This window comes from Pseudomonas sp. GW821-FHT05H12, from assembly GCF_059419385.1.
This window is the reverse complement of record NZ_JBWKRS010000004.1, coordinates 199,441-222,215: the sequence shown is the minus strand read 5'-3', so window position 1 is coordinate 222,215 and position 22,775 is coordinate 199,441. Positions and strand designations below refer to the sequence as shown.

Annotated in this window: 17 protein-coding genes; 10 read left to right on the top strand and 7 right to left on the bottom strand. The window is 61.1% G+C overall.

Going from position 1 to position 22,775, the window contains the following annotated elements:
* Positions 1 to 19 precede the first annotated feature (19 nt).
* On the bottom strand, positions 20 to 478 hold the full coding sequence (locus AC07SU_RS05490) for an HIT family protein (protein WP_494996448.1): 459 nt from the start codon (positions 476 to 478) through the stop codon (positions 20 to 22).
* 101 nt (positions 479 to 579) lie between these two features.
* Here AC07SU_RS05490 and AC07SU_RS05485 point away from each other — a divergent pair, with 101 nt between their 5' ends.
* Positions 580 to 1,128, top strand: a complete 549-nt coding sequence (locus tag AC07SU_RS05485) for a dihydrofolate reductase family protein (RefSeq protein ID WP_494996447.1) — start codon at positions 580 to 582, stop codon at positions 1,126 to 1,128.
* 195 nt (positions 1,129 to 1,323) lie between these two features.
* On the opposite strand, the gene cysS is transcribed toward AC07SU_RS05485, so the two are convergent.
* Positions 1,324 to 2,712 carry a cysteine--tRNA ligase gene (cysS, locus tag AC07SU_RS05480; RefSeq protein WP_176998841.1) on the bottom strand — a complete coding sequence of 463 codons (1,389 nt, stop codon included), beginning with the start codon at positions 2,710 to 2,712 and terminating at the stop codon, positions 1,324 to 1,326.
* An 18-nt stretch (positions 2,713 to 2,730) separates the two neighbouring features.
* Positions 2,731 to 4,431 (bottom strand): glutamine--tRNA ligase/YqeY domain fusion protein, encoded by a 1,701-nt coding sequence (locus tag AC07SU_RS05475; RefSeq protein WP_176998842.1) that lies wholly within the window; start codon positions 4,429 to 4,431, stop codon positions 2,731 to 2,733.
* A 249-nt stretch (positions 4,432 to 4,680) separates the two neighbouring features.
* On the opposite strand from AC07SU_RS05475, the gene AC07SU_RS05470 reads away from it, so the two are divergent.
* Together AC07SU_RS05470 and lpxH are read left to right on the top strand one after the other, a co-directional pair.
* Positions 4,681 to 5,181, top strand: a complete 501-nt coding sequence (locus tag AC07SU_RS05470) for a peptidylprolyl isomerase (protein WP_123717841.1) — start codon at positions 4,681 to 4,683, stop codon at positions 5,179 to 5,181.
* 2 nt (positions 5,182 to 5,183) lie between these two features.
* Positions 5,184 to 5,936, top strand: coding sequence for a UDP-2,3-diacylglucosamine diphosphatase (lpxH, locus tag AC07SU_RS05465; RefSeq protein WP_494996446.1), 753 nt, complete (start codon positions 5,184 to 5,186; stop codon positions 5,934 to 5,936).
* A 108-nt stretch (positions 5,937 to 6,044) separates the two neighbouring features.
* Here the strand turns inward: lpxH and AC07SU_RS05460 are convergent, their stop codons facing one another.
* The 4 genes from AC07SU_RS05460 to AC07SU_RS05445 are packed head-to-tail and all read right to left on the bottom strand — an operon-like array spanning position 6,045 to position 10,704.
* Complete coding sequence (locus AC07SU_RS05460; RefSeq protein WP_494996445.1) at positions 6,045 to 7,574, bottom strand: DHA2 family efflux MFS transporter permease subunit; 1,530 nt, start codon at positions 7,572 to 7,574, stop codon at positions 6,045 to 6,047.
* A complete protein-coding gene (locus AC07SU_RS05455; protein WP_494996444.1) occupies positions 7,574 to 8,767 on the bottom strand; it encodes an HlyD family secretion protein in 1,194 nt (397 codons plus the stop codon). The genes AC07SU_RS05460 and AC07SU_RS05455 overlap by 1 nt, the downstream gene beginning before the upstream one ends.
* 15 nt (positions 8,768 to 8,782) lie before the next feature.
* Complete coding sequence (locus AC07SU_RS05450) at positions 8,783 to 10,234, bottom strand: efflux transporter outer membrane subunit (protein ID WP_494996443.1); 1,452 nt, start codon at positions 10,232 to 10,234, stop codon at positions 8,783 to 8,785.
* Positions 10,231 to 10,704, bottom strand: coding sequence for a MarR family winged helix-turn-helix transcriptional regulator (locus AC07SU_RS05445; protein WP_176998847.1), 474 nt, complete (start codon positions 10,702 to 10,704; stop codon positions 10,231 to 10,233). The genes AC07SU_RS05450 and AC07SU_RS05445 overlap by 4 nt, the downstream gene beginning before the upstream one ends.
* A 169-nt stretch (positions 10,705 to 10,873) precedes the next feature.
* Here AC07SU_RS05445 and AC07SU_RS05440 point away from each other — a divergent pair, with 169 nt between their 5' ends.
* From AC07SU_RS05440 to AC07SU_RS05410, 7 genes are all read left to right on the top strand, one after another.
* Positions 10,874 to 13,660, top strand: coding sequence for an ATP-binding protein (locus tag AC07SU_RS05440; protein WP_494996442.1), 2,787 nt, complete (start codon positions 10,874 to 10,876; stop codon positions 13,658 to 13,660).
* Positions 13,647 to 14,834 (top strand): response regulator cyclic di-GMP phosphodiesterase PvrR, encoded by a 1,188-nt coding sequence (pvrR, locus tag AC07SU_RS05435; protein WP_494996441.1) that lies wholly within the window; start codon positions 13,647 to 13,649, stop codon positions 14,832 to 14,834. Before AC07SU_RS05440 ends, pvrR begins: the two co-directional genes overlap by 14 nt.
* A 51-nt stretch (positions 14,835 to 14,885) precedes the next feature.
* Positions 14,886 to 18,044 carry a hybrid sensor histidine kinase/response regulator gene (locus AC07SU_RS05430; protein WP_494996440.1) on the top strand — a complete coding sequence of 1,053 codons (3,159 nt, stop codon included), beginning with the start codon at positions 14,886 to 14,888 and terminating at the stop codon, positions 18,042 to 18,044.
* 22 nt (positions 18,045 to 18,066) lie between these two features.
* Positions 18,067 to 18,711 (top strand): response regulator, encoded by a 645-nt coding sequence (locus AC07SU_RS05425; RefSeq protein WP_494996439.1) that lies wholly within the window; start codon positions 18,067 to 18,069, stop codon positions 18,709 to 18,711.
* A gap of 82 nt (positions 18,712 to 18,793) precedes the next feature.
* Positions 18,794 to 19,381: a fimbrial protein gene (locus AC07SU_RS05420; RefSeq protein WP_176998852.1), complete on the top strand. Its 588-nt coding sequence runs from the start codon at positions 18,794 to 18,796 to the stop codon at positions 19,379 to 19,381.
* Positions 19,382 to 19,440: 59 nt separating this feature from the next.
* Positions 19,441 to 20,184, top strand: a complete 744-nt coding sequence (locus AC07SU_RS05415) for a fimbrial biogenesis chaperone (RefSeq protein WP_494996438.1) — start codon at positions 19,441 to 19,443, stop codon at positions 20,182 to 20,184.
* Between the two features lie 85 nt (positions 20,185 to 20,269).
* Positions 20,270 to 22,756, top strand: coding sequence for a fimbria/pilus outer membrane usher protein (locus AC07SU_RS05410; protein WP_494996437.1), 2,487 nt, complete (start codon positions 20,270 to 20,272; stop codon positions 22,754 to 22,756).
* The last annotated feature ends 19 nt before the right edge of the window (positions 22,757 to 22,775 follow it).

Here is a 22,775-nt window from a genome sequence, read left to right as displayed (position 1 = left end):
CTCCTACAGTGGGATTTTGCTAGGCGAAGGAGCGGATTTTGGCCGCCAGCTCCGCCAACCCGGCATCATCCGCCCGCGCATGGTCATGGGACGAGATATAGCCTTCATAGGCCTCGAAGAACTTGTCCACCTTCGAACTCAACGGTTTGAACGCACTGTCCGACCCGGTGCCGTGCATGGGAAACAACTTCGCGTGCAGGTGATCCACGCCATAACCTTCCAGCATCATCCCGGTACGCGCCACATCGGGAAACGCGCGGTCGATCAGCAACGCAGTCTTCTTGGTCGCCACGATCAACGCCGACAACACTTCATCCGACTGCGCAAACGCATAGCTGCCGTAATGCTGTTTGGGGATTACCACGCTGAAACCCGGGGTATTGGGGAAGATCGAAAGGAAGGCCATGTGCTGGTCGTCTTCCCACAGGATGTGGGCTGGGGAGGTTTTTTTAACGATGCTGCAGAAAATACAATCCATTTTAATCACTGCCATTTTCGTCGTGGGCCGGGTCGGGAAGTTATCTAAAGCTACGATTGGGCGCACGTCAAAACAAATAGGAAAAAGGAGATTCACCCCCCATGGAAATCAAGTGTTCGGTATTTATCGCAGCCAGCGTTGACGGTTTCATTGCACGGCCTGACGGCGACATCGAGTGGCTTCACCGCCCGGAATATGAAATCGCCACCTTGAATGGCGTGACGTATGAACACTTCATTGCCAGCGTCGATGCCTTGGTCATGGGTCGCAAGACGTTGGAGAAAGTCCTGTCCTTTCCCGAGTGGCCTTATGAGGGTTTGCCGGTCATCGCGCTGTCTCGCCAGGCGCTGGAGATTCCCGCGCATCTACAGGGCAAGGTGGAAGTGCTGGCGGCGGATGTGGGCACACTGGTCAAGCAGTTGGCCGAGCGCGGCATGAAGCATCTGTATATCGACGGCGGGCAGACGATCCAGGCGTTTCTTGAGGCGGGCCTGATCGACGAGTTGACCATCACGCGAATCCCGGTGTTGCTGGGGCAAGGCATTGCGTTGTTCGGCATGATTGGCTGCGAGCACGCGCTTCGCCATCTTGGCACAGAGGTATCGGCAAACGGCTTTGTGCAGAGCCGCTACGCCATCGCAAATACCTGAAACCACACACCTGTAGGAGCTGGCTTGCCGGCGATGGCGGCATAGGAGCCGACTGGGATCTTAATGTCGGCCCAAGTCTAAATGTGGGAGCTGGCTTGCCTGCTCCCACAGTTTGATCGAGTGGGTAATTAAAGTGATGTGCAAAAAAAACGCCCCGAACCAGTCGGGGCGTTTTTTTTGTTCAGCGTTTACCGATCAAGCCTGATCAGCCAAGCGCCAGGTGGTACCACCCTTCCCGTCTTCCAACACCACGCCCATGGCGGTGAGTTGGTCGCGGATACGGTCGGATTCCGCCCAGTCTTTGTTGGCACGCGCCGTCAGACGCGCCTGAATCAACGCATCCACCTCAGCCGCATCCACACGCCCTTCGGCGCCGGCTTGCAGGAAGTCTTCAGGCTTCATTTGCAGAACCCCGAGCACGCTGGCCAGTTCTTTCAGGCGCGCCGCCAAACCTGCCGCTGCGTCGAGATCGCTCTCGCGCAGGCGGTTGATCTCGCGCACCATCTCGAACAGCACCGCGCAGGCTTCCGGGGTGCCGAAGTCGTCGTTCATGACTTCGGTGAAGCGGGCCACGAAGGCTTCGCCGCCGGCAGGCGCTACGCTCGGCAGGCCTTTCAACGCGTGGTAGAAACGCTCCAGGGCGCCTTTGGCGTCCTTGAGGTTGTCTTCCGAGTAGTTGATCGCGCTGCGGTAGTGGCTGGACACCAGCAGGTAGCGCACAACCTCAGGATGGTACTTTTCCAGCACGTCGCGAATGGTGAAGAAGTTGTTCAAGGACTTGGACATCTTCTCGCCATTGATGCGGATCATGCCGCAGTGCATCCAGGCGTTGGCGTAGGTCTTGCCGGTGGCCGCTTCGCTCTGGGCGATTTCGTTTTCGTGGTGCGGGAACTCCAGGTCACTGCCGCCGCCATGAATATCGAAGGTCTCGCCCAGGCAGCAGGTGGACATCACCGAGCATTCGATATGCCAGCCCGGACGGCCCGCGCCCCATGGCGACTCCCAGCTCGGCTCGCCCGGCTTGGTGCCTTTCCACAGCACGAAGTCCAGCGGGTCTTGCTTGGCTTCGTCCACTTCGATACGTGCGCCGATACGCAGGTCTTCGATCTTCTTGCGCGACAGCTTGCCGTAGCCCATGAACTTGGCGACGCGGTAGTACACGTCGCCATTGCCCGGGGCGTAGGCGTACCCCTTGTCGATCAGGGTCTGGATCATGGCGTGCATGCCCGGGATGTGGTCCGTGGCACGCGGTTCCATGTCCGGCTTGAGGATGTTGAGGCGCGCCTCGTCCTCGTGCATCGCGGCGATCATGCGCTCGGTCAGCGCGTCGAACGACTCGCCGTTTTCGTTGGCGCGGTTGATGATCTTGTCGTCGATGTCGGTGATGTTGCGCACGTACGTCAAGTCATAGCCGCTGAAACGCAACCAGCGGGTCACCAGGTCGAAGGCCACCATGCTGCGGCCGTGGCCGATGTGGCAGTAGTCGTACACGGTCATGCCGCACACGTACATGCGCACCTTGTTGCCATCCAGCGGCTTGAAGACTTCTTTGGTCTTGCTGAGTGTGTTGTAGATCGTTAGCACAACGGCTTCCTTAGAGAATCACTGGCCCCACGAATCACGCAAGGTCACGGTACGGTTGAATACCGGGCGACCGGGTTTCGAGTCCTTGATATCTGCGCAGAAGTAACCTTCGCGCTCGAACTGGAAACGGTCTTCCGGCTGTGCTTCGCCCAACGAGGGTTCGGCACGACAACCAGTGAGTACTTGCAGGGAGTCAGGGTTGATGTTGTCGAGGAAGCTGGCGCTGTCTTCGGCCTTCTCAGGGTTCGGCGAACGGAACAGGCGATCGTACAGGCGCACTTCGCACTCGATGCTGGCGGCAGCCGGCACCCAGTGGATCACGCCTTTGACCTTGCGGCCTTCCGGGTTCTTGCCCAGGGTGTCCGGGTCGTACGAGCAACGCAGTTCGACGATGTTGCCATCGGCGTCCTTGATCGCTTCGTCGGCGCGGATCACATAGCTGCCACGCAGGCGCACTTCGCCGGCCGGTTCCAGGCGCTTGTAGCCCTTTGGCGGCTCTTCCATGAAGTCATCGCGGTCGATGTAGATTTCACGGGCAAACGGCAGCTTGCGCACGCCGAGTTCTTCTTTCTGCGGGTGGCGCGGCAACTCGAGGTTGTCGACCTGGTCTTCCGGGTAGTTGGTGATCACGACTTTCAAAGGACGCAGCACGCACATGGCGCGCGGGGCGTTGGCGTCGAGGTCCTGGCGGATGCTGAATTCGAGCATGCCGAAGTCGACCACGCCGTCGGAACGGTTGGTGCCGACCATGTCGCAGAAGTTGCGAATCGACGCCGGGGTGTAACCACGGCGGCGGAAACCCGACAGCGTGGACATGCGTGGGTCGTCCCAGCCATGCACGTGCTTCTCGTCAACCAGTTGCTTGAGCTTGCGCTTGCTGGTGATGGTGTAGTTCAGGTTCAGGCGGCTGAACTCGTACTGACGCGGGTGCGCCGGCACCGGCAGGTGCTCCAGGAACCACTCGTACAGCGGGCGATGGCTTTCGAACTCCAGGGTGCAGATGGAATGCGTGATGCCTTCGATGGCGTCCGACTGACCGTGGGTGAAGTCGTAGTTCGGGTAGATGCACCACTTGTCGCCCGTCTGGTGGTGATGGGCGTGGCGGATGCGGTACATGATCGGGTCGCGCAGGTTCATGTTCGGCGAGGCCATGTCGATCTTGGCGCGCAGCACGCGGGCGCCGTCCGGGAACTCGCCGGCGCGCATACGGGCGAACCAGTCCAGGTTCTCTTCCACCGAACGGTCGCGGAACGGGCTGTTCTTGCCCGGCTCGGTCAAGGTGCCACGGTATTCCTTGGCCTGTTCCGGGCTCAGATCGTCGACGTAGGCCTTGCCGGCCTTGATCAGTTCGATGGCCCAGTCGTGCAACTGGTCGAAGTATTGCGAGGCATAGCGCACTTCACCGGACCATTCGAAGCCCAGCCACTTCACGTCGCTTTCGATGGCGTCGATGTATTCCTGGTCTTCCTTGGCCGGGTTGGTGTCGTCGAAACGCAGGTGCGTGACGCCACCGAACTCCTGGGCCAGGCCGAAGTTCACACAGATCGACTTGGCGTGGCCGATGTGCAGGTAACCGTTGGGCTCTGGCGGGAAGCGGGTGACGATCTGCGTGTGCTTGCCCGAATCCAGGTCCGCCTGGATGATCGGGCGCAGGAAATTGACCGGGACGGCAGGTCCGGCCTTGGAATTCGAGGTAGGGTCGACAGTGGGCTTGCTCATAGGATCCTTGAACAGACAAGTACGTGGCCGGGCTAGGCCGACAAAACAAAGGCGATATCATAGCCGATGCTGTCAAGCACCTGACAGAGCGAGGCCGAAAACTGCTGCATTTATTGCATGGGCGGTAAAAAACCACCTCGAAATTCCTGCAGGTCACGCTAAACTGCGCGCCTTGGCCGCAGTTTCGCCATACCGGTCGTGGTGCCCCGGGCACCCAAACCCACGAATTCCCTGAAAAGAGTAGTGAACATGACTCAAGTCAAACTGACCACCAACCACGGTGACATCGTCATCGAGCTGAACGCCGAGAAAGCGCCGATCACCGTCGCCAACTTCATCGAGTACGTGAACGCCGGCCACTACGAAAACACCGTTTTCCACCGTGTCATCGGTAACTTCATGATCCAGGGCGGCGGTTTCGAGCCAGGCATGAAAGAAAAGAAAGACAAGCGCCCAAGCATCCAGAACGAAGCGGACAACGGCCTTTCCAACGACAAGTACACCGTCGCCATGGCCCGTACCATGGAGCCGCATTCGGCCTCCGCGCAGTTCTTCATCAACGTTGCCGACAACGCCTTCCTGAACCACAGCGGCAAGAACGTGCAGGGTTGGGGCTACGCGGTATTCGGTAAAGTCACCGAAGGCCAGGACGTCGTCGACAAGATCAAAGGCGTGCAGACCACCGGTAAAGCCGGCCACCAGGACGTTCCGGTAGAAGACGTTATCGTCGAGAAAGCCGAGATCATCTAAGCGTGATCCTGCTTATTTCAGATTTGCATCTGGAAGAGGAACGCCCGGACATTACCCGGGCGTTTCTGGATCTGCTCCACGGCCGCGCCCGTGGTGCCCAGGCGTTGTACATTCTGGGGGACTTCTTTGAAGCCTGGATTGGCGACGACGGCATGACCCCCTTCCAGCGTTCGATTGGCGAGGCTCTGCGTGAGCTGAGCGACAGCGGCACCCCGATTTTCATCATGCACGGCAATCGCGATTTCCTGATCGGCAAGGCGTTCTGCAAAGCCGCAGGTGCCACCTTGCTCAAAGACCCGAGTGTCGTGCAACTCCATGGCGAGCCTGTGCTGTTGATGCACGGCGACAGCCTCTGCACCCGCGACGTCGGCTACATGAAGCTGCGGCGCATCCTGCGCAACCCCATCGTGCTGTTCATCCTGCGTCATCTGCCGCTAAGCACCCGCCACAAGCTGGCGCGCAAGCTGCGCAGTGAAAGCCGTGCGCAGACGCGCATGAAGGCCAACGACATCGTCGATGTGACCCCCGAAGAAGTGCCACGGGTGATGCAGCAGTTTGGCGTGCGCACCCTGGTCCACGGCCACACCCACCGCCCCGCCATTCATAAGCTGCAGATTGGCGACCAGGCGGCCAAGCGCATTGTGCTGGGGGATTGGGACAAGCAAGGGTGGGCGTTGCAGGTGGATGAGCAAGGGTTTCAGCTGGCGGCGTTTGACTTCGTCAATCCGCAGCTGGCTTTGCCCCACCCACTGTAGGAGCCGGCTTGCCGGCGATGGCATCACCTCGGTGCATTTGATACACCGCGGTGCCCGCATCGCAGGCAAGCCAGCTCCCACAGGGGTTTGCATTCCAATCTTTGTAGATCAGTGGCCGGAAGCTTCCGGCCCAGCCTTGGCACCAAACGGCGGCTTGGCCAGCCACACCAGCAACATCAACCCCATGAACATCCACCCCAGCAACGTGAAGTAATCCACGGTGGACATCATGTACGCCTGGCTGGTGAGGATCTGGTCCAGCTGCGCATACGCCTTGTGCCCTGCCCCACCCAGCGCCTGCAACGCATCGCGGGTCGCCGAGTCGTAGGTGGTCATGTTTTCGCTCATGTAGGCATGGTGCTGGTCCGCCCGGCGAATCCAGATCCAGGTGGTCAGCGATGCCGCAAAGCTGCCGCCCAGGGTCCGCAGGAACGTCGCCAGGCCAGCGCCGTCGGCGATCTGGTGTGGCGGCAGGTCGGACATCAGGATGCTCAGGGTCGGCATGAAGAACAGCGCCACGCCAATGCCCATGAACAGCTGCACCAAGGCGATGTGCTGGAAGTCCACCTCATTGGTGAAGCCCGCCCGCATGAAGCAGCTCAAGCCAATCGCCAGGAACGCCAGGCCCGCCAGCAGGCGCAGGTCGAACTTGTGCGCGTACTTGCCCACGAACGGCGACATCAACACCGGCAAGATACCGATCGGCGCCACCGCCAGGCCCGCCCAGGTGGCGGTGTAGCCCATCTGGGTTTGCAACCATTGCGGCAGGATCAGGTTGATGCCGAAGAAGCCCGCATAGCCCAGGATCAACACAATGGTGCCGATACGGAAGTTGCGGTAGGCGAACAAGCGCAGGTTGACCACCGGGTGCTTGTCGGTGAGTTCCCAGATCACGAACACCGCCAGGGCAATCACCGAAATCGCCGCGCCAATGATGATGAAGTTGGACTCGAACCAGTCCAGGTCATTGCCCTTGTCGAGGATGATCTGCAACGCACCCACCCCGACGATCAAGCTGAGCAGGCCCACATAGTCCATCGGCTGGTAGCTGGTTTCCACTGGGCGTTTCTTCAGCTGCGAACGCACCACCATCACCGCAAAGATGCCGATGGGCACGTTGATAAAGAAGATCCACGGCCAGCTGTAGCTGTCGGTGATCCAGCCGCCGAGGATCGGCCCGGCAATCGGCGCTACCACCGTGACCATCGCCAATAACGCCAGGGCCATGCCGCGCCTGGCCGGGGGGTAGACCGCAATCAGCAGCGTCTGGGTCATCGGGTACAGCGGCCCCGCCACCAAGCCTTGCAGCACCCGGAAGGCGATCAGCTCGGGCATGGAGGTGGAAATGCCGCAAAGAAATGAGGCCAGCACAAACAGGATGGTCGCCCACAGGAACAGCTTCACCTCGCCGAAGCGGCGGCTCAGCCAACCGGTGAGCGGCAAGGCAATGGCGTTGCTCACCGCAAACGAGGTGATCACCCAGGTGCCCTGCTCCGAACTCACGCCCAGGTTGCCGGAAATGGTCGGCAACGCCACGTTGGCGATGGTGGTGTCGAGCACCTGCATAAAGGTCGCCAGCGACAGGCCAATAGTGGCCATCAACAGGCTGGGTGGCGTGAAGGAGGCGTTATTGCTCATTAGCGTTGCACAGCCTTGGGAGCAGCGAGGCTGTTGTCATGGATCAGCTGGGTGATCATGGCGTCGGCTTCGGCCAGTTGGCGGTCGTACACGTTGGTGGTGAACGAGGCTTTTTGCGGCGCTTGTTGCGCCAGTACCGGGCCGCTCTGGTCGTGCAGGTCAACGTTGACCACTGTCGACAAGCCTACGCGCAGCGGGTGCTTGGCCAGTTCGTCGGCGTTGATGTGGATGCGCACCGGCACCCGTTGCACGATCTTGATCCAGTTACCGGTGGCGTTCTGCGCAGGCAGCAGGGCAAACGCGCTGCCGGTGCCGGCGCCGAGGCTGTCGACGGTGCCGCTGAACTTCACGTCGCTGCCGTAGATGTCCGACTCGATATCCACTGGCTGGCCAATGCGCATGTTGCGCAGCTGGGTTTCCTTGAAGTTGGCGTCGATCCACAGCTGGTCCAGCGGGATCACGGCCATCAAGGCAGTGCCTGGCTGTACGCGTTGGCCCAGTTGCACGGTGCGTTTGGCCACATAGCCGGTCACCGGCGCGATCAAGGTGCTGCGCGCATTGGTCAGGTAGGCCTGGCGCAACTGGGCAGCGGCGGCTTGTACGTCCGGGTGGGACGAGATCACGGTGTCATCCACCAGCGCGCTGCTGGTCTTGAACTGTTGCTGCACGTTGGCCAGGGCGTTTTGCGCCGAGGTCAGGTCGTCGCGGGCGTGGGACAGTTCTTCCTGGGAAATCGCGCCGCCGGCAGCAAGGTTCTTACGACGGTTGTAGTTGTCCTGAGCCTTTTGCACGTTGGCTTGTTGCGCCAGTACCTGGGCCTTCATGCCGTCGACATTGCTGTACAAGCCGCGCACTTGGCGCACGGTGCGGGCCAGGTTGGCTTGGGCACTTTGCAGGGCGACGGCAGCGTCGTTGGGGTCGAAGTTGATCAGCACCTGGCCTTCGTGCACCAGGTCGCCATCGTCGGCGCCGATGCTGACCACGGTGCCGGTGACAAGCGGGGTGATCTCCACCACGTTGCCGTTCACATACGCGTCATCGGTGCTTTCATTGAAGCGGCCGTAGAGTTCATACCAGCCCCAAACGCCCACGACACCGAGGATGACGATCAGCGCCAGGCCGATCAGCATCACTTTGCGCTTGCGTGGGTTGGTGTCTTTTTCTGTTGCGGCGTTGCTGTCGGCAGTGGCCATGACTAATACCTCAGATTATTCCGTACGCGTTGCTGGGGTGGCTGCTGCCACGTTTGCGGCGTTGTATCCGCCACCCAGGGCCTGCATCAATTGAATCGACAGATCGATCTGCGCAGCGTTCAGGGTCGCCAGCTGACGCTGGGCCTGCAGCAATTGCTGCTCGATGCTGAGCACATCCAGGTAGTTACCGATGCCCGAGCTGTAGCGCTGCACGCCGGTGTCGTAGGACTGCTGGGCAATGTCCGCGGCGTGTTGCTGGGCCTGGATCTGCCGGCCGGTTTCGCGCAATTGCACCAGGCTGTTGCCGATATCGCCCAGGGCCTGCACCAGGGTTTTGTTGTACTGCGCCACCGCCAAGTCGTAATCGGCGTCGCGGGCATCGAGGTCGGCACGCAGGCGACCGCCGTCGAAGATCGGCAGCGAGATGGTCGGCGCAATGCTGAAGAAGCGGCTGGCCGAACCGAACATCGCATCCCCCAGCAACGACTCGGCCCCGGCGCTCGCGCTCAGGTTGAGGTTGGGGTAGAAGCGGGTCTTGCTCGCGGCCACGTTCTTGCTCGCGGCCTCTACGCGCCAACGGGCGGCGATCAGGTCGGGACGACGGCCCAGCAGTTCGGCCGGCAACACCGAGGGCACGGCCACGGCGCTGGGCTTGAGCACGTTGGGGCGGGCCAGTTCGCCGCCCCGGTCCGGGCCTTTGCCCAGCAGCATTGCCAGGGCGATCTTGGCGCTCTGCAGTTGTTTTTCTGCGTCGATCAGTTGCGACTCGGAGCTGGCTTCCAGGCTCTCGGTCTGTTGGTACTGGTACTGGCTGTCGATGCCCGAATTCAGGCGACGCTTGCCCAGGTCGAGCATCTGGCGCGTGCGCTTGAGGTCATCGTTAGCCAGGTCACGCACGATGTGCGCCTGGCCCAGGTCGCTGTAGGCCTTGGCCACGTTGGCAGCCAGGGTCAGGCGTGCGGCCTGTTGGTCGACTTCGGCGGCACGCGCCTGGCCCAACGCGGCTTCCCAGGCGGCGCGCTGGCCACCCCACAGGTCGAAGTTGTAGTTGAAGCTGGCGCCGATGTTACGCACGGTAGCGTAGGCATCGCCTTCACCGCGCGGGTCTTGGTCCTTGGCCAGGCGCGAACGGCTGACGCCGGCGCTGGCGTCCAGGGTCGGCATGCGCGCGGCGTCGGCAGCAAAGGCGGCGGCTTCGGCCTGGTGGGCACGGGCGCTGGCCACTTGCATGTCGGGGCTGTTTTGCAGGGCTTCCTGGATCAGGCCGTCGAGCTGAGGGTCGCCGAGGCTCTTCCACCAGTCGGCAGTGGGCCAGGCGGCGGGCGACAGGGTCACGCCGCTCAAGGATTTACCGGTTTGCAGGGTGTTGGCGTCGAGGCGTTGGCCCTGGGTGTCGAGGCCGCTGAAGTTGGCACAACCGGCCATGCTCATCGCCACCAGCACCAGGCTCAGTGCACGCGTTTTCATTCTTTACCTACCCGCAGCAGGGTGATGGAGTCACCTGCGGCTATCAGAATTTTCTTGAGAATCCGCTCCAGCGCTTCCAGCTCGCCGGGTTCCAGGGAGCCCGCCAGTTGGTTCAGGGCGTCGGTGCCGACATGGGGCAAGGTGTCCGCCAATTTCTGGCCTTCGGCCGTCAACACCAGCTGAACCTGGCGACGATCCTGGGCGCTGCGCTGGCGTTCGAGCAGGCCCTTTTGCTCCAGGCGATCGAGCATGCGGGTCATCGAGCCACTGTCCAGCGACAGGTGGCGGCACAGCTCGGCCGGGGTGTCGATGCCATAGAGCGCCATGATCACCAACACCTTGAACTGCGCGGCAGTGATGCCGTACGGCTCCATGTGGGTGTCGATGATGCGGTCTTTGAGCAGTGCGGCGCGGCCGAGCAACAAGCCGAGGTGGCAGTTGTGGAAGTTGTCGGGGGTGAAGTGTTTCATTGGGAAGTCACCTTATTACTGCCTAGGCAGTGAATGTATGACCAGATGTTACTGCTTAGGCAGCGAATGTCAAATGGAATAATTAGCTTGCTTGGTATTTGCCGGATGAATGGTGGGTTCTAAGGATCGTCTGATTTTGCCTGCACCCGGCCGCCCCTAAAGTGCCGGGATGAGATTAAAGAACTACCTCCACCAGATCAGTCCCGTCTTATCCACGCCCCACGCCGCGCGACGCCTGTTGCGCATTTTTGCGCTGGTGTTGCTGGTAGGCATACTGGGCGGCGTGTACAGCTTCCTGTTGTTCACCTTCAACAATGAGATCTCCCAGCGGCGCAGCTACATGAGCAGCGCCATTGCCGAAGCCCATACGTTTTTCACCACCCGTGAAGCCCTGCTGGAAAGCCTCAGCCTGTCGGCCACACGCAAGTCCGAGCTGGACCTGCCAGTATCCGATGAAGAGATCCGCCTGCTGCTGGGGCAAACCCCGGGCAAGCAATGGAGCATCTGGCTGACCCAGCGCATGCGCGGCTACCTCAAAGCCAAGCAACTCAACCTGCTGTATGTCGGCGCTCAAGCCCAGGTATTGCGGCTATATAGCGCCACCCCGGTGTGCAGCGAGTTCCCCCAGGCCATGCTGGACCAACTGGAAACCCTCAAGCTCAGCGGCAGCGTGCAGGAGCTGTGGCTGACCCACAGATCCGACGACCATTCGCAGTTGTACATCTTCATCCGCCTCGACGAGCGCGACGTGAACTCCGGCTGGCTCGGCCTGGAGATGGATGACCGCGAAGTCTCCAACGCCCTGAGCGACCACAGCGCCGGTGAGTTCACCATGTTCAATGCCCAGGGCATGCCGCTGTTCAGCAACAGCCGCAAACCGCCGCCCGGGCAGAACTTGTCGCACCTGCGTCATCAGGACTTTTTCGGCTTTGTCGGTGACGGCTGGCTGCCCGAGCAATTGGTGTTGCGCAAACAACTGAAGTCTTCGGACTGGCAGCTCACCTACTCCATCGACCTGCGCGCAGTGTTGTGGGCGCTGTGGCCGCAAATGATTGGCGCGCTGCTGTTCTGCCTGCTGAGCATCAGCCTGGTGTGCCTGCTGACCCGTCGCCTCGAACACCGTTTCATCACCCCGGCGATCCACCGCATTCAGGCTCTGGTGGAAAGCGAGTTGTTCAGCCGTGACGTGATCCAGACCGCCCCCGTGGCGCTGTGTGTGCTGCGCCGCACCGACGGCGCCGTGGTATTGAAAAACACCCTTGCCCAACAATGGCTCGGTGAACGTGGCGCACAGCTGGGCCCCGGCTGGATTCGTCACGCCTTTGACCCCGAGGCCCCCTGCCTCACCGATTACTTTGAAGCCGCTGACGGCCGCCACCTTTACCTGAGCTGCGCACCCACCCGCTACAAGGGTGAAGACGTGTTGCTGTGTGCCTTCAGTGATATCAGCGCACGCACGCAGATCGAAACGGCACTGGAACAGGCGCGCCAGTCGGCGGACGCCGCCAACGAAGCCAAGACCTTGTTCCTCGCGACCATGAGCCATGAAATTCGTACGCCGCTGTACGGCGTGCTCGGCACCCTGGAATTGCTCGCTCGCACCCGCCTGGATGCGCAGCAGAAAAGCTACCTGCACGCCATCGAAGGGTCTTCGGCAACGTTGTTGCAACTGATCTGCGACGTGCTCGACGTGTCGAAAATCGAAGCCGGCCAACTCGCTCTGGAACTGAGCGAATTCTGTGTGCCGACCCTGGTGCAAGAAGTGGTGCAAGGCTACGCGGCGGCGGCGCAAAGCAAGGGCTTGCAACTGTATGCCTGTCTCGACCCACAACTGCCGCTTCGCTTGATCGGCGACGCCAGCCGTGTACGCCAGATCCTCAACAACCTGTTGAGCAATGCGGTCAAGTTCACCGACTCCGGGCGCGTGGTGCTGCGGGTCAAACAGCTCAGCCGCGAAGGTGAACGGGTGTGCCTGCAATGGCAAATCTCTGACACCGGCAGAGGCATTGCCCATGCCGACCAGGCGTTTATCTTCGAGCCGTTCTATCAGAGCGAAGGCAACTCCCATGTGATCGCCGGCACCGGACTCGGCCTGCCGATTTGCCTGCGCCTGACCCACTTGATGAACGGCACCCTGCGCATGGTCAGCGAGCCGGGGCTGGGCAGCAGTTTTTCCCTGACCGTGCCACTGGAGCAACCGTCCTGCATCGGGCTGACGGTCATGCAGCCTCTGGCAGCGGAAATTGTGTATGTGCTCTCGCCGATCCGCGAACTGGCCGACAGCCTCTGCGGCTGGCTGCGCCGCTGGGGTGCCCGCGCTCAAGTCGGCCTGCCGTCCAGCACCGCGTTGGCGGGGCCCTGTGTATTGCTTGAACTGGTCGAACGCCGCCACGACGTGCCATGGAATGGGCCGCGGGTGCTCGCCAGCAACGACGGCGTCCACGAACCACAGTTCTGCGCCGATGGCTGGCAGGTCAACCTCAACGATCTGAGCGCCATCCACCAAGCGGTTCGCCACGCCCAGAACGGCCAGGTGATTTCGCCCCAGGTGCGCGGTGTTGTACGCGACCTGCGCCCCTTGCACCTGCACATCCTGGTGGCCGAAGACAACGTCATCAACCAATTGATTCTGCGTGACCAGCTCGAAGAACTCGGCTGCACCGTAGAGCTGGCAGGTGACGGCGAAGACGCCTTGTCACGCTGGTCCGACGGCGCCTTCGACATTGTTCTCACTGACGTCAACATGCCCAGGCTCAATGGCTACGAGCTGGCCGAAGCCCTGCGGCGCCAGGGCTGCAGCATCCCGATCATCGGCGCTACTGCCAACGCCCTGCGCGGCGAAGATGCCTTGTGCCTCGCGGCCGGCATGAATCACTGCCTGGTCAAACCTTTCACGCTGCGAGCCTTGTTCACTGTCCTGGCTCCCTACGAACGAGTCACCCATGAAGCCCTGTAGCATTTTGATTGTCGAAGACCACCCCATTCAGCACCTGTACCTGCAAAACCTGTTCAACGAGCTCGGGGAGTTTGACCTGGTATGCGCCAGGGACGGTGAAGAAGCACTGGCCTGCCTGAAACAGCGGGATTTCGACTTGGTGCTCACCGACCTGCTGATGCCGGGCATGGACGGTGTGCAATTTATCCAGAGCCTGGCCGCGCACCCTTCGCGCCCTGCCCTGGCGATCATGAGTGCGGCGTCACGGCGCATGTTGATGGGCGCAAGCCTGGTGGCCAGCAACCTGCAAGTCAAGGTGATCGGGCTGATCTCCAAGCCGGTGAATGCCGCCGCCCTGCGCTGTTTGATCGATCAATTGCAGGCGCTGCGTCAAGTGGTGCCGGCCGAGACCCAGCCGGGCATTGATTGCCAAAGCCTGATGAACGCCTTGGACGACGGCGAACTGCAAGCCTGGTTCCAACCCAAGAAAGCCTTGAGCAACGGTCGCATCGTCGCGGCCGAAGCCTTGGTGCGCTGGATCCATCCCGAGCACGGCCTGTTGTTGCCCGGCACATTCCTGCCGGCATTGATCGCCTGTGGCCTGGAAGAGCGCCTGTTGTGGTGCGTGCTCAAACAAGCGATGGCCGCTCAGTTGGCGTGGCGCCAGCTGGGCTATGACATTCCGGTATCGGTCAATCTGCCCACGCACTTGCTCAACAGCCACGACCTGCCCGACCGCATCCTCGCCTTCGTGCTGGAGCATCAGGGCTTGCCCGCGCGTATCTGTTTTGAGCTGATGGAGTGCTCCGTGCCGGATGACATCAGCAACTTCTACGCCGGTGCCTGCCGTTTGCGCATCAAGGGCTTCGGCCTGTCCCAGGACGATTTCGGCAAGGGCTACAGTTCCTATATGAACCTGGTGTCGGCGCCTTTCACCGAGGTGAAGATCGACCGCGCACTGGTGCAAGGCTGCAATACCAACGAAGAACTGGCCCAAGCGCTCACCAGCATTGTCAGCCTGGGGCGCCAGTTGGGTTTGATCGTGGTCGCTGAAGGCGTGGAAACTGCGCAGGAACTTGCGCTGTTGCGTAAGATCGACTGCACTCAGGTCCAGGGATTTCTGATCTCTCACGCCGTGTCTTCGGACCAGTTCCAGCAATTGCTGGCCCATGACGGGCCGGCGAGTGCCTATTGACCCGCTGTCCGGGTGTGAACCAACACCGCTTGCTTGCGAGGTCACCGCGTCATGCATCACCCCAACGCCTTCCTGGAGAAACTCACCAGCAGTTCACTGCGCCTGAATAAGGGCTTGCTGGTACTGGGAGCCTTGGTGCTCGTGCTGCTGGGCATCAGCTATCTTGGCGCGCAACGCATGATCGAGGAGCAACGCGACACCTTGCAATTCCACTTCGCCCGGCTGATGGAGAACATCCGCGAGCAGGAAGTGTTCCTGGGCGATATTTCACGGGGCAGCACCTCCGGTAAATACAAGGCCATGGGTGCGCCGCCGCCTTTTGTGCAAAAGCCGTTGCCCGAAGAAGGACCAAATACCTATGAAGGCCGCGGTTTGCCGTTCTCACTGCCCTACAGCCTGAAAATCAACCCCGACAAGATCGCCGCCGACCAATACCCCAACGTCTTCGCCCTGGGCACCTACCTGTCGGCTTACTACAGCGCCTTTTGGGCGGGCTCGCACTACCAGGCCCCGCAAGTGGTCGTGGTCAACGGCCCGGACAACTTCGACATTGCCGTGCCCTCCTCCGGCCGGCTGCGCGATGGCGGCCACGTGCATATCGGTATGTTGGTGGACGTGATGACCCAACTCAACGAGCGCCTGCACCTACAGAACACCTCCCTCAACAATCACACCGTGCATTGGGAACCCTACGACACCGCCCACGATGACAAGGAAGCGCCGATAGTGTTGGGTTATGTCGATATCAACCTGGCCGCCACCGCAATGACCGTCACCGGCGCCAACTCCTGGGTGGTGGTGGCCTCGCTGCTGGACCTGTCCAAGGTCAATAACATCGAGCGGCTGATGCAGTGGTCGATCTACGACGACTTCACCTTGATCACCCCGGACGGCGTGGTGCTGACCGGCGCCGTGAAACCCGGCCAGGTGCTGCATGAAGGTGTGAACCTCAACCGCGACGGCCTGGTGTTCAAGCTGACCAGCAAAGGCGAGCAAGCCTGGACAGCAATCTACGTGATCAGCCTGCAACGCTTCCTCGACTATGCGCTATGGCCTTTGCTGTGCCTGGTGGCCGTCGTGCTGGTGATGCTGGGGTGCAGTCGCGTGTTCAATCGCTGGTACACCGCACGGGTGGTACTGCCTGCCCACCAAGCCCATGCCAGCATCACCGAAAGCTCGGCATTCGCCCGAGCAGTCATCGACACCGCACCGACCGGTTTGTGTGTGATCCGTCGCAGCGACCATCACGTGCTCTTGCAGAACCAGCGCGCCCTGGAGTGGCAAGACGGGCGCCCGTTGTTCGACTTGCTCAAGCAACAAACACAGACCGCTCCGGGCCAGGCCGACCTGGAAAGCGAAGGCCGCCACCTGCACGTGGCCTTCGTGCCCACCCGTTACCAGGGCCAGGACGCATGGCTGTGCGCGGTGCACGACGTGACCCGGCATATCGAAGACGCCGTCGCCCTCGAAGAAGCGCGCCAGGCCGCAGACTCGGCGAGTGAGGCCAAGAGCCGCTTCCTCGCGACCATGAGCCACGAAATTCGTACGCCGCTGTATGGCGTGCTCGGCACTCTGGAACTGCTCGGCCTCACGTCGCTCGCGCCGCGCCAGCAGGATTATCTGCAGACTATTCAACGCTCCTCCACCACCTTGTTCCAGCTGATCAGCGACGTGCTCGACGTGTCGAAGATCGAGGCCGGGCAGATGACCCTCGAACTCCAGGATTTCTGCCCACTGGAACTGACGGAGGATTGCGTACGCACCTACAGCGCCTTCGCCCGCTCCAAGGGCCTGCAGCTGTATGCGTGCATCGACGCGAACCTGCCGGATCGGTTGCGCGGTGACCCGCTGCGCATTCGTCAGATCCTCAACAACCTGCTCAGCAACGCGATCAAGTTCACCGACAACGGCCATGTTGTGTTGCGTCTGCGAGCCCTGGAACACACCGAGGACCGGGTAAACCTGCAATGGCAGGTCAGCGATTCCGGCGTGGGCATTTCCCAGGCGCAGCAGCACCAGCTGTTCGACCCCTTCTACCAGGCCGAAGATGCCACCAGCCAGGCCGGTGCCGGCCTGGGCCTGGCGATCTGCAAATGGCTGAGCGAGTTGATGCACGGCCAATTGAAGGTGGTCAGCGAGCCCGGTCTTGGCAGCAGCTTTACGCTGCAAATTGCCCTTGAACCCGCGCCGGGTGAATTGGACAACTGCCCGACCTTCAGTCCCAATATGCCGGCCGTGTATGTGCGCGCTCACGCACCGGAACGGGCACAGCACATGATCAGCTGGCTCAAGCGCCTGGGGCTCGATTGTCGTGCCGCTTCAATCGACATGCCGCCGTCCGCGTTGCTGGTTGACCTGGCCCACGGCCAAGCCTGGTCCGGCACTCGCCTCATTGCCACGGCGGGCGGGCCGAACCCGGCGCAATTGAACGGCACCGACTGGGCCGTCGATGCCGACGATGTGCGCGCAGTGGCGTGGGCGGTCCATCTGGCACAGCAAGGGGCCACCCACGACGACCGCCCTGCACTGCCGCTCCAGGCACGGCCGCTTAACCTGCAGGTGCTGGTGGCCGAAGACAATGTGATCAATGCTGCGATCATCAAGGAACAACTGGAAGCCCTGGGCTGCTCGGTGGTGTTGGCGGCCAATGGCGAACAGGCGCTGACCCACTGGTTACCCGGTCGCTTCGATCTGGTGCTGACCGACGTGAACATGCCGGTGATGAATGGCTACCAGCTCGCCAAAGCGTTGCGCCAGCAAGATGCTGCGCTGCCGATTATCGGGGTAACGGCCAACGCCATGCGTGAAGAAGGCGAACACTGCACCGCCGTCGGCATGAACGCGTGGATGGTCAAGCCGCTGAACCTCGCCACCTTGCGCACCAAGCTGGAAAAGTACTGCAAGATCGAGGTGCCTGGCGTCGTCGACATGCCGCCGTTGTCGCCCAAAATGCGCGAACTGTTTGTCACCACCCTGCGTCAGGATGTGCAGGCCACACTGGCCGCGCTGGATCATCACGACGCCAACCGTACTGCGCAGCAGCTGCACAGCATGGCCGGCGCCCTCGGCGCGGTGCAGGTCGGCGACATGGCCACCGCCTTCGTCGAGCTGGAACAGCGCCTGACCGGCATGGCAGTCACCCCCGCCCTGGCCCTGGAAGTGCGGCAAAACCTGGCTCGCCTCACGGCATTGCTCGACTCCCTTGAATAACTTCACTCTGGATAATCAACCCATGGAAACCCTCAACGTAGTCATCGCAGACGACCACCCCATCGTGCTGGTCGGGGTACGGGAGCTGGTCGAGCGCGATACGCACTTTCGCGTGGTGGGCGAAGCCGTGTGCTCCAACGCGTTGATCGAACTGCTGAAAAGTACCGCCGTGGACCTGGTAATCACCGACTTCAACATGCCCGCAGACTCACCCTACGGCGATGGCCTGAAGTTGGTGGAATACCTGGCACGGCACTTTCCCAAGGTGCAGGTGCTGGTACTGACGATGATCTCCAACCCGCTGATCCTGACGCGCCTGCAGGAGCTGGGGGTACTGGGCGTGATCCAGAAAAACCAGCTGCATATCGAAATAGAGGCGGCACTCAAGTCCATCGCCCGGGGCACGCCGATCCGCAGCAAGGTGCCGCCAGCCTCTTCGGTACTTGAATCGTTCGACCTGGACGAACGCTTTACCCGGTTGTCCCCCAAAGAGCATGAGATTCTGCGCCTGTTTGTTTCAGGCCAAAGCGTCAACGAAATTGCCCGCGGGTTAAATCGAAGTGCCAAAACGATCAGTACGCAAAAAGTCTCGGCCATGCGCAAGTTGGAAGTCAGCAGCGATCAGGACTTGTTGGCTTATTGCATAGAACGCAACTTGTTCAACTAAGACCACTTCTAGGGATCGTCTGATGTTCCACTAAGCCCCGCCACCTTATCGTGTTGTTTTAACCCCACCATGGAATAACAACATGAAACATCTGTCTCGCACACTTCTGGCCCTGTCGATCTTCGCCGCCGGTCACGTTTTCGCCGCCGACCCACCGGTACCGACCAAAGCCGGCAGCGGCACCATTAACTTCACCGGCAGTATCAATAACGATGCCTGCTCCGTAGAAGGTATCGGCGTGAACAAGACCATCTCGATCAACATGGGCGAAGTGTCGATCAAGGACATGGGCACCGCTACCGCTCCTAAAGGCAATGGCACCCTGAGCGCCGAGAACTTCGACATGAAAATCAGCTGCAACGCCGGCACCAAGGTGGCGATGATCTTCGAACCGACCAAAGGCGCCGGTTCAGGCATCGTCGCGGGCACCAAAGTGCTGAAGCTGATCGACGGCCTGGGCGCCGCCAAGAACGTGGGTATCGCCCTGTTGGACGCCAACGGTGCATTGATCGACCTGAGTTCGCCAAGCACCGCGAAGATCGAGAACACCTTGCAGGACAGCAACACCACGCTGAAATTCTCGGCGGCCTATGTCACCACCGTCGACGCCGCCTCCGCCGTGGCCGGGCGTGGCGATGCAACCCTGCCGTTCACCCTGCAATACGAATAACCCAGCCTGATGCGAGGCCTGCGGGCCTCGCATACCTCTCGAATTCAGCGGTAACCACTATGTATTTTCGCCATTCACTGTCCCTCTGTGCGGGCCTTCTGTGCCTGTTCGCGATCAGCCAGGCTTCGGCCGGCATTTCGTTGAGCAGCACGCGCCTGGTGTTCGACGGCAAGCACAAAGAAGCCGGGATTACTGTGCGTAACAACGGTGAAGACGTGTTGATCCAGTCCTGGATCGACACCACCGATGCCAGCCCGGCACCCTTTGCCGTGACCCCGCCGTTGGCGCGGGTGCGGGACAACGAGCAGCAACTGTTACGGGTGATCTACGAAGGCACGGGCATGCCCGCTGAGCGCGAGTCGGTGGTGTGGCTCAACGTGCAGGAAATCCCCCAGGCCTCGAAAACCGAGAACACCTTGCAGCTTGCCGTACGCCAGCGCATCAAGGTGTTTTTCCGCCCGGCGGGGTTGAATAAAAACGCCTACCTGGCGCCGACCGAACTGGTCTGGCAAGCGGTTGAAGTCGGTGGCAAGGCCGCGCTCAAGGTCAGCAACCCCGGGGTTTATCACGTGTCGATTGCCGACATCACCCTGCAGGCCGGCGCCATCATAGAACACCCGTTCGATTCGATGATGATTGCGCCCGGCGAACAAAAAGAGTTCGTTTTAAAGCAACTTAAGCCTGCCCAGCCGTTGCAATTGAAGTTCAGCAGCATCAATGACTACGGCGCACAAGACGCTTATACCGCGCAACTTTCCAACAACACGTCTACGCGGGCGAGTGTGAACAAAGAATCGCCATAACGTGCCTGCGTTTAACGCTGCCGCACTTTTACTGTATTTCTCTTCGCTCCGCTAGTTCGTATCGGAGGTGATATAGGGTTCCTGCATGTTTGTATTTAAGCGCGAAGGGTTGGCGCCATTATTGATTGCCCTGGGCTTCAGTTCGGTGTGCCAGGCCGAAGGCGATGAACAGTTCAACACCTCTTTTTTGCAGGGTGCGGCCTCTTCCGTCGACCTGCAAACGTTGCTCGCCAGCAGTAGCGTGTTGCCGGGCAACTACCGCGTCGACCTCTACGGCAACGACACCCTGGTGGGCCGTCGCGATATCGACTTTCGCCGCAATCCGCACAGTGGCAGGACTGAAGCCTGCCTGACCCTGGAAATGCTGCAGCAACTGGGTGTCGATACCGACGCATTGCAGGCCAGCGGAAAGCTCGTCGACACCGACCCGAACGCCTGCCTGGACCTGCCCACGCTGATCGAGCATGCAAGCGTACGCTACGATATGCCGCGCCTGCGCCTGTTGGTGAGCGTGCCGCAACGCGCCATGGCGCGCGGTCGGCGTGGTTATGTCGACCCTGTCTTGTGGGACGAAGGCGTGCCCGCTGCCTTCATCAACTATCAGTTGAGCAGCAACCGCAGCAGCACCGATACCGACACTACACTCTCCAATAACCTGGGCCTGCGCAACGGTATCAACCTGGGCGCGTGGCGGCTGCGCAACGAGTCGAATTTCAACAGCAGCACCGGCAGCCCGAGCACGTTCAAGAGCAACCGCAGCTACCTGCAACACGACGTGACGGCCTTGAAGGGCCAGTTCAGCGCCGGGGATATTTTCTCGGACGCCGATCTGTTCGACAGCGTGCGTTATCGTGGCCTGAAACTGGCGTCCGATGACGGCATGCGCGCAGACAGCGAGCGCGGCTATGCGCCGATTGTGCGGGGCATTGCGCAGTCCAGCGCTACCGTGGAAATCCGCCAGAACAACTACATCCTCTACACCGCCAACGTCCCGCCAGGTCCGTTCGAGATCAGTGACATCTACCCCAGTGGCTCCAACGGTGACCTCGAAATCACCGTTATCGAAGCCGATGGCCGCCGTCGAGTCACCGTACAGGCATTCTCCAGCCTGCCGATCATGGTGCGTGAAGGCCAGGTGAAGTACAGCGTCTCGGCCGGCCAATACAACAGCAACAGCAATGCGCAAAAGAAGCCGCAGTTTGTCAGCAGTACCCTGGCCTATGGGGTGAGCAGCAACCTGTCGGGGATCGTCGGGGTGCAAGCCACCCAGGACTTCCAGGCGCTGTCCGTGGGGGCCGGGCGCAATACGGTGATTGGCGCGGTGTCACTGGACATGACCCACTCCGTCAGCCGCACGTTCGGCCAGCAGGTCACGGGTAACAGCTTGCGTGCGCTGTATGCCAAAACCTTTACCGGCACCGACACCAACTTCACCCTGGCGGCTTATCGGTATTCGACCGAGGGTTATCGCACCCTCAGCGACCACGTCGAGGAATTGAGCAACGATGGCCAGAAACGCACGGGCAACTCGAAGACCCGCACCGACTTGACCGTCAACCAGAGCCTGGGCCGCAACCAGCAGTTTGGCAGTGTGTACGTGAACGCCAGCGACCAGCGCTACTGGGGACGTGGCGGTTCACAAAGCCTGTCGGCGGGCTACAGCAACTATTGGGGCGACGTGAGCTACAACCTCAGCGCCACCTACACCAAGGATGTGGGCAACTATGGGCCGACGAACAACGACACGCTGGTTAACCTGTCAGTGTCCTTCCCCCTGGGCTCGGCACCTCGCGCACCGCGGGCGTTTGTGACAGCCAGCACGCAAAAAGACAACGACACCACACAAGTGGGCGTCAACGGCTACCTGTCGGAGAACAGCGACACCTATTACTCACTGCAAGGCGGCAACAGCAGCAACGGTGGCAGCACCGGTTCGGCCAACCTCAGCACCCGCACGTCGGTAATGGACATCAGCGGCGGCTACAGCCAGGGCCGTGGGTACAACACGCAGAACCTCAACCTGTCCGGTTCGCTGGTGGCCCACGCGGGCGGGATCAACCTGGGGCAGACCGTGGGCGAAACATTTGCGCTGGCGCAGGTCGAAGGCGTGTCAGGCGTGAAGATCGGCAGTTTCAGCGGGACCAAGACGGCAGACAACGGCTATGCCGTGGTGCCCAACGCGCAACCTTACCGGGTCAACTGGATCAGCCTGGACACCCGCGACCTGGGCGGCGATATCGAGATTGATAACGCCACCCAACAAGTGGTGCCGAGACGCGGCGCGGTGGTGGTAGCGCGTTATGCCAGCAAACACGGGCGACGGGTGCAGTTCGCGCTGTTCGACACCCGCCACCAGCCGATCGCGTTTGGCGCGTCGCTGGAAAGTGTTGCCGGCAAACAACTGGCGATCGCCGACCCGAGCGGCAAGGCATTGGCGCTGATTGAAGAGGACAGCGGCACGCTGGTGATCAAGTGGGGTGAACAGCAGTGCCAGGCGCCGTATGCACTCGGAGAACGCAACAAGGCATTGAACTACGAGCGGGTGGAGTTGGTGTGCTCGCCACACCTCTGAAAACACCCCCAAAGCAACT

Excerpts from the sequence above, each read along its gene's own strand:
- AC07SU_RS05460 (WP_494996445.1), bottom strand. The coding sequence starts at position 7,574 with ATGAGCAATAACGCCTCCTTCACGCCACCCAGCCTGTTGATGGCCACT.
- AC07SU_RS05415 (WP_494996438.1), top strand. The coding sequence starts at position 19,441 with ATGTATTTTCGCCATTCACTGTCCCTCTGTGCGGGCCTTCTGTGCCTG.
- AC07SU_RS05485 (WP_494996447.1), top strand. The coding sequence starts at position 580 with ATGGAAATCAAGTGTTCGGTATTTATCGCAGCCAGCGTTGACGGTTTC.
- pvrR (WP_494996441.1), top strand. The coding sequence starts at position 13,647 with ATGAAGCCCTGTAGCATTTTGATTGTCGAAGACCACCCCATTCAGCAC.
- AC07SU_RS05450 (WP_494996443.1), bottom strand. The coding sequence starts at position 10,234 with ATGAAAACGCGTGCACTGAGCCTGGTGCTGGTGGCGATGAGCATGGCC.
- AC07SU_RS05455 (WP_494996444.1), bottom strand. The coding sequence starts at position 8,767 with ATGGCCACTGCCGACAGCAACGCCGCAACAGAAAAAGACACCAACCCA.
- AC07SU_RS05470 (WP_123717841.1), top strand. The coding sequence starts at position 4,681 with ATGACTCAAGTCAAACTGACCACCAACCACGGTGACATCGTCATCGAG.
- AC07SU_RS05440 (WP_494996442.1), top strand. The coding sequence starts at position 10,874 with ATGAGATTAAAGAACTACCTCCACCAGATCAGTCCCGTCTTATCCACG.
- AC07SU_RS05430 (WP_494996440.1), top strand. The coding sequence starts at position 14,886 with ATGCATCACCCCAACGCCTTCCTGGAGAAACTCACCAGCAGTTCACTG.
- AC07SU_RS05475 (WP_176998842.1), bottom strand. The coding sequence starts at position 4,431 with ATGAGCAAGCCCACTGTCGACCCTACCTCGAATTCCAAGGCCGGACCT.
- AC07SU_RS05410 (WP_494996437.1), top strand. The coding sequence starts at position 20,270 with ATGTTTGTATTTAAGCGCGAAGGGTTGGCGCCATTATTGATTGCCCTG.
- AC07SU_RS05445 (WP_176998847.1), bottom strand. The coding sequence starts at position 10,704 with ATGAAACACTTCACCCCCGACAACTTCCACAACTGCCACCTCGGCTTG.
- AC07SU_RS05490 (WP_494996448.1), bottom strand. The coding sequence starts at position 478 with ATGGATTGTATTTTCTGCAGCATCGTTAAAAAAACCTCCCCAGCCCAC.
- AC07SU_RS05420 (WP_176998852.1), top strand. The coding sequence starts at position 18,794 with ATGAAACATCTGTCTCGCACACTTCTGGCCCTGTCGATCTTCGCCGCC.
- AC07SU_RS05425 (WP_494996439.1), top strand. The coding sequence starts at position 18,067 with ATGGAAACCCTCAACGTAGTCATCGCAGACGACCACCCCATCGTGCTG.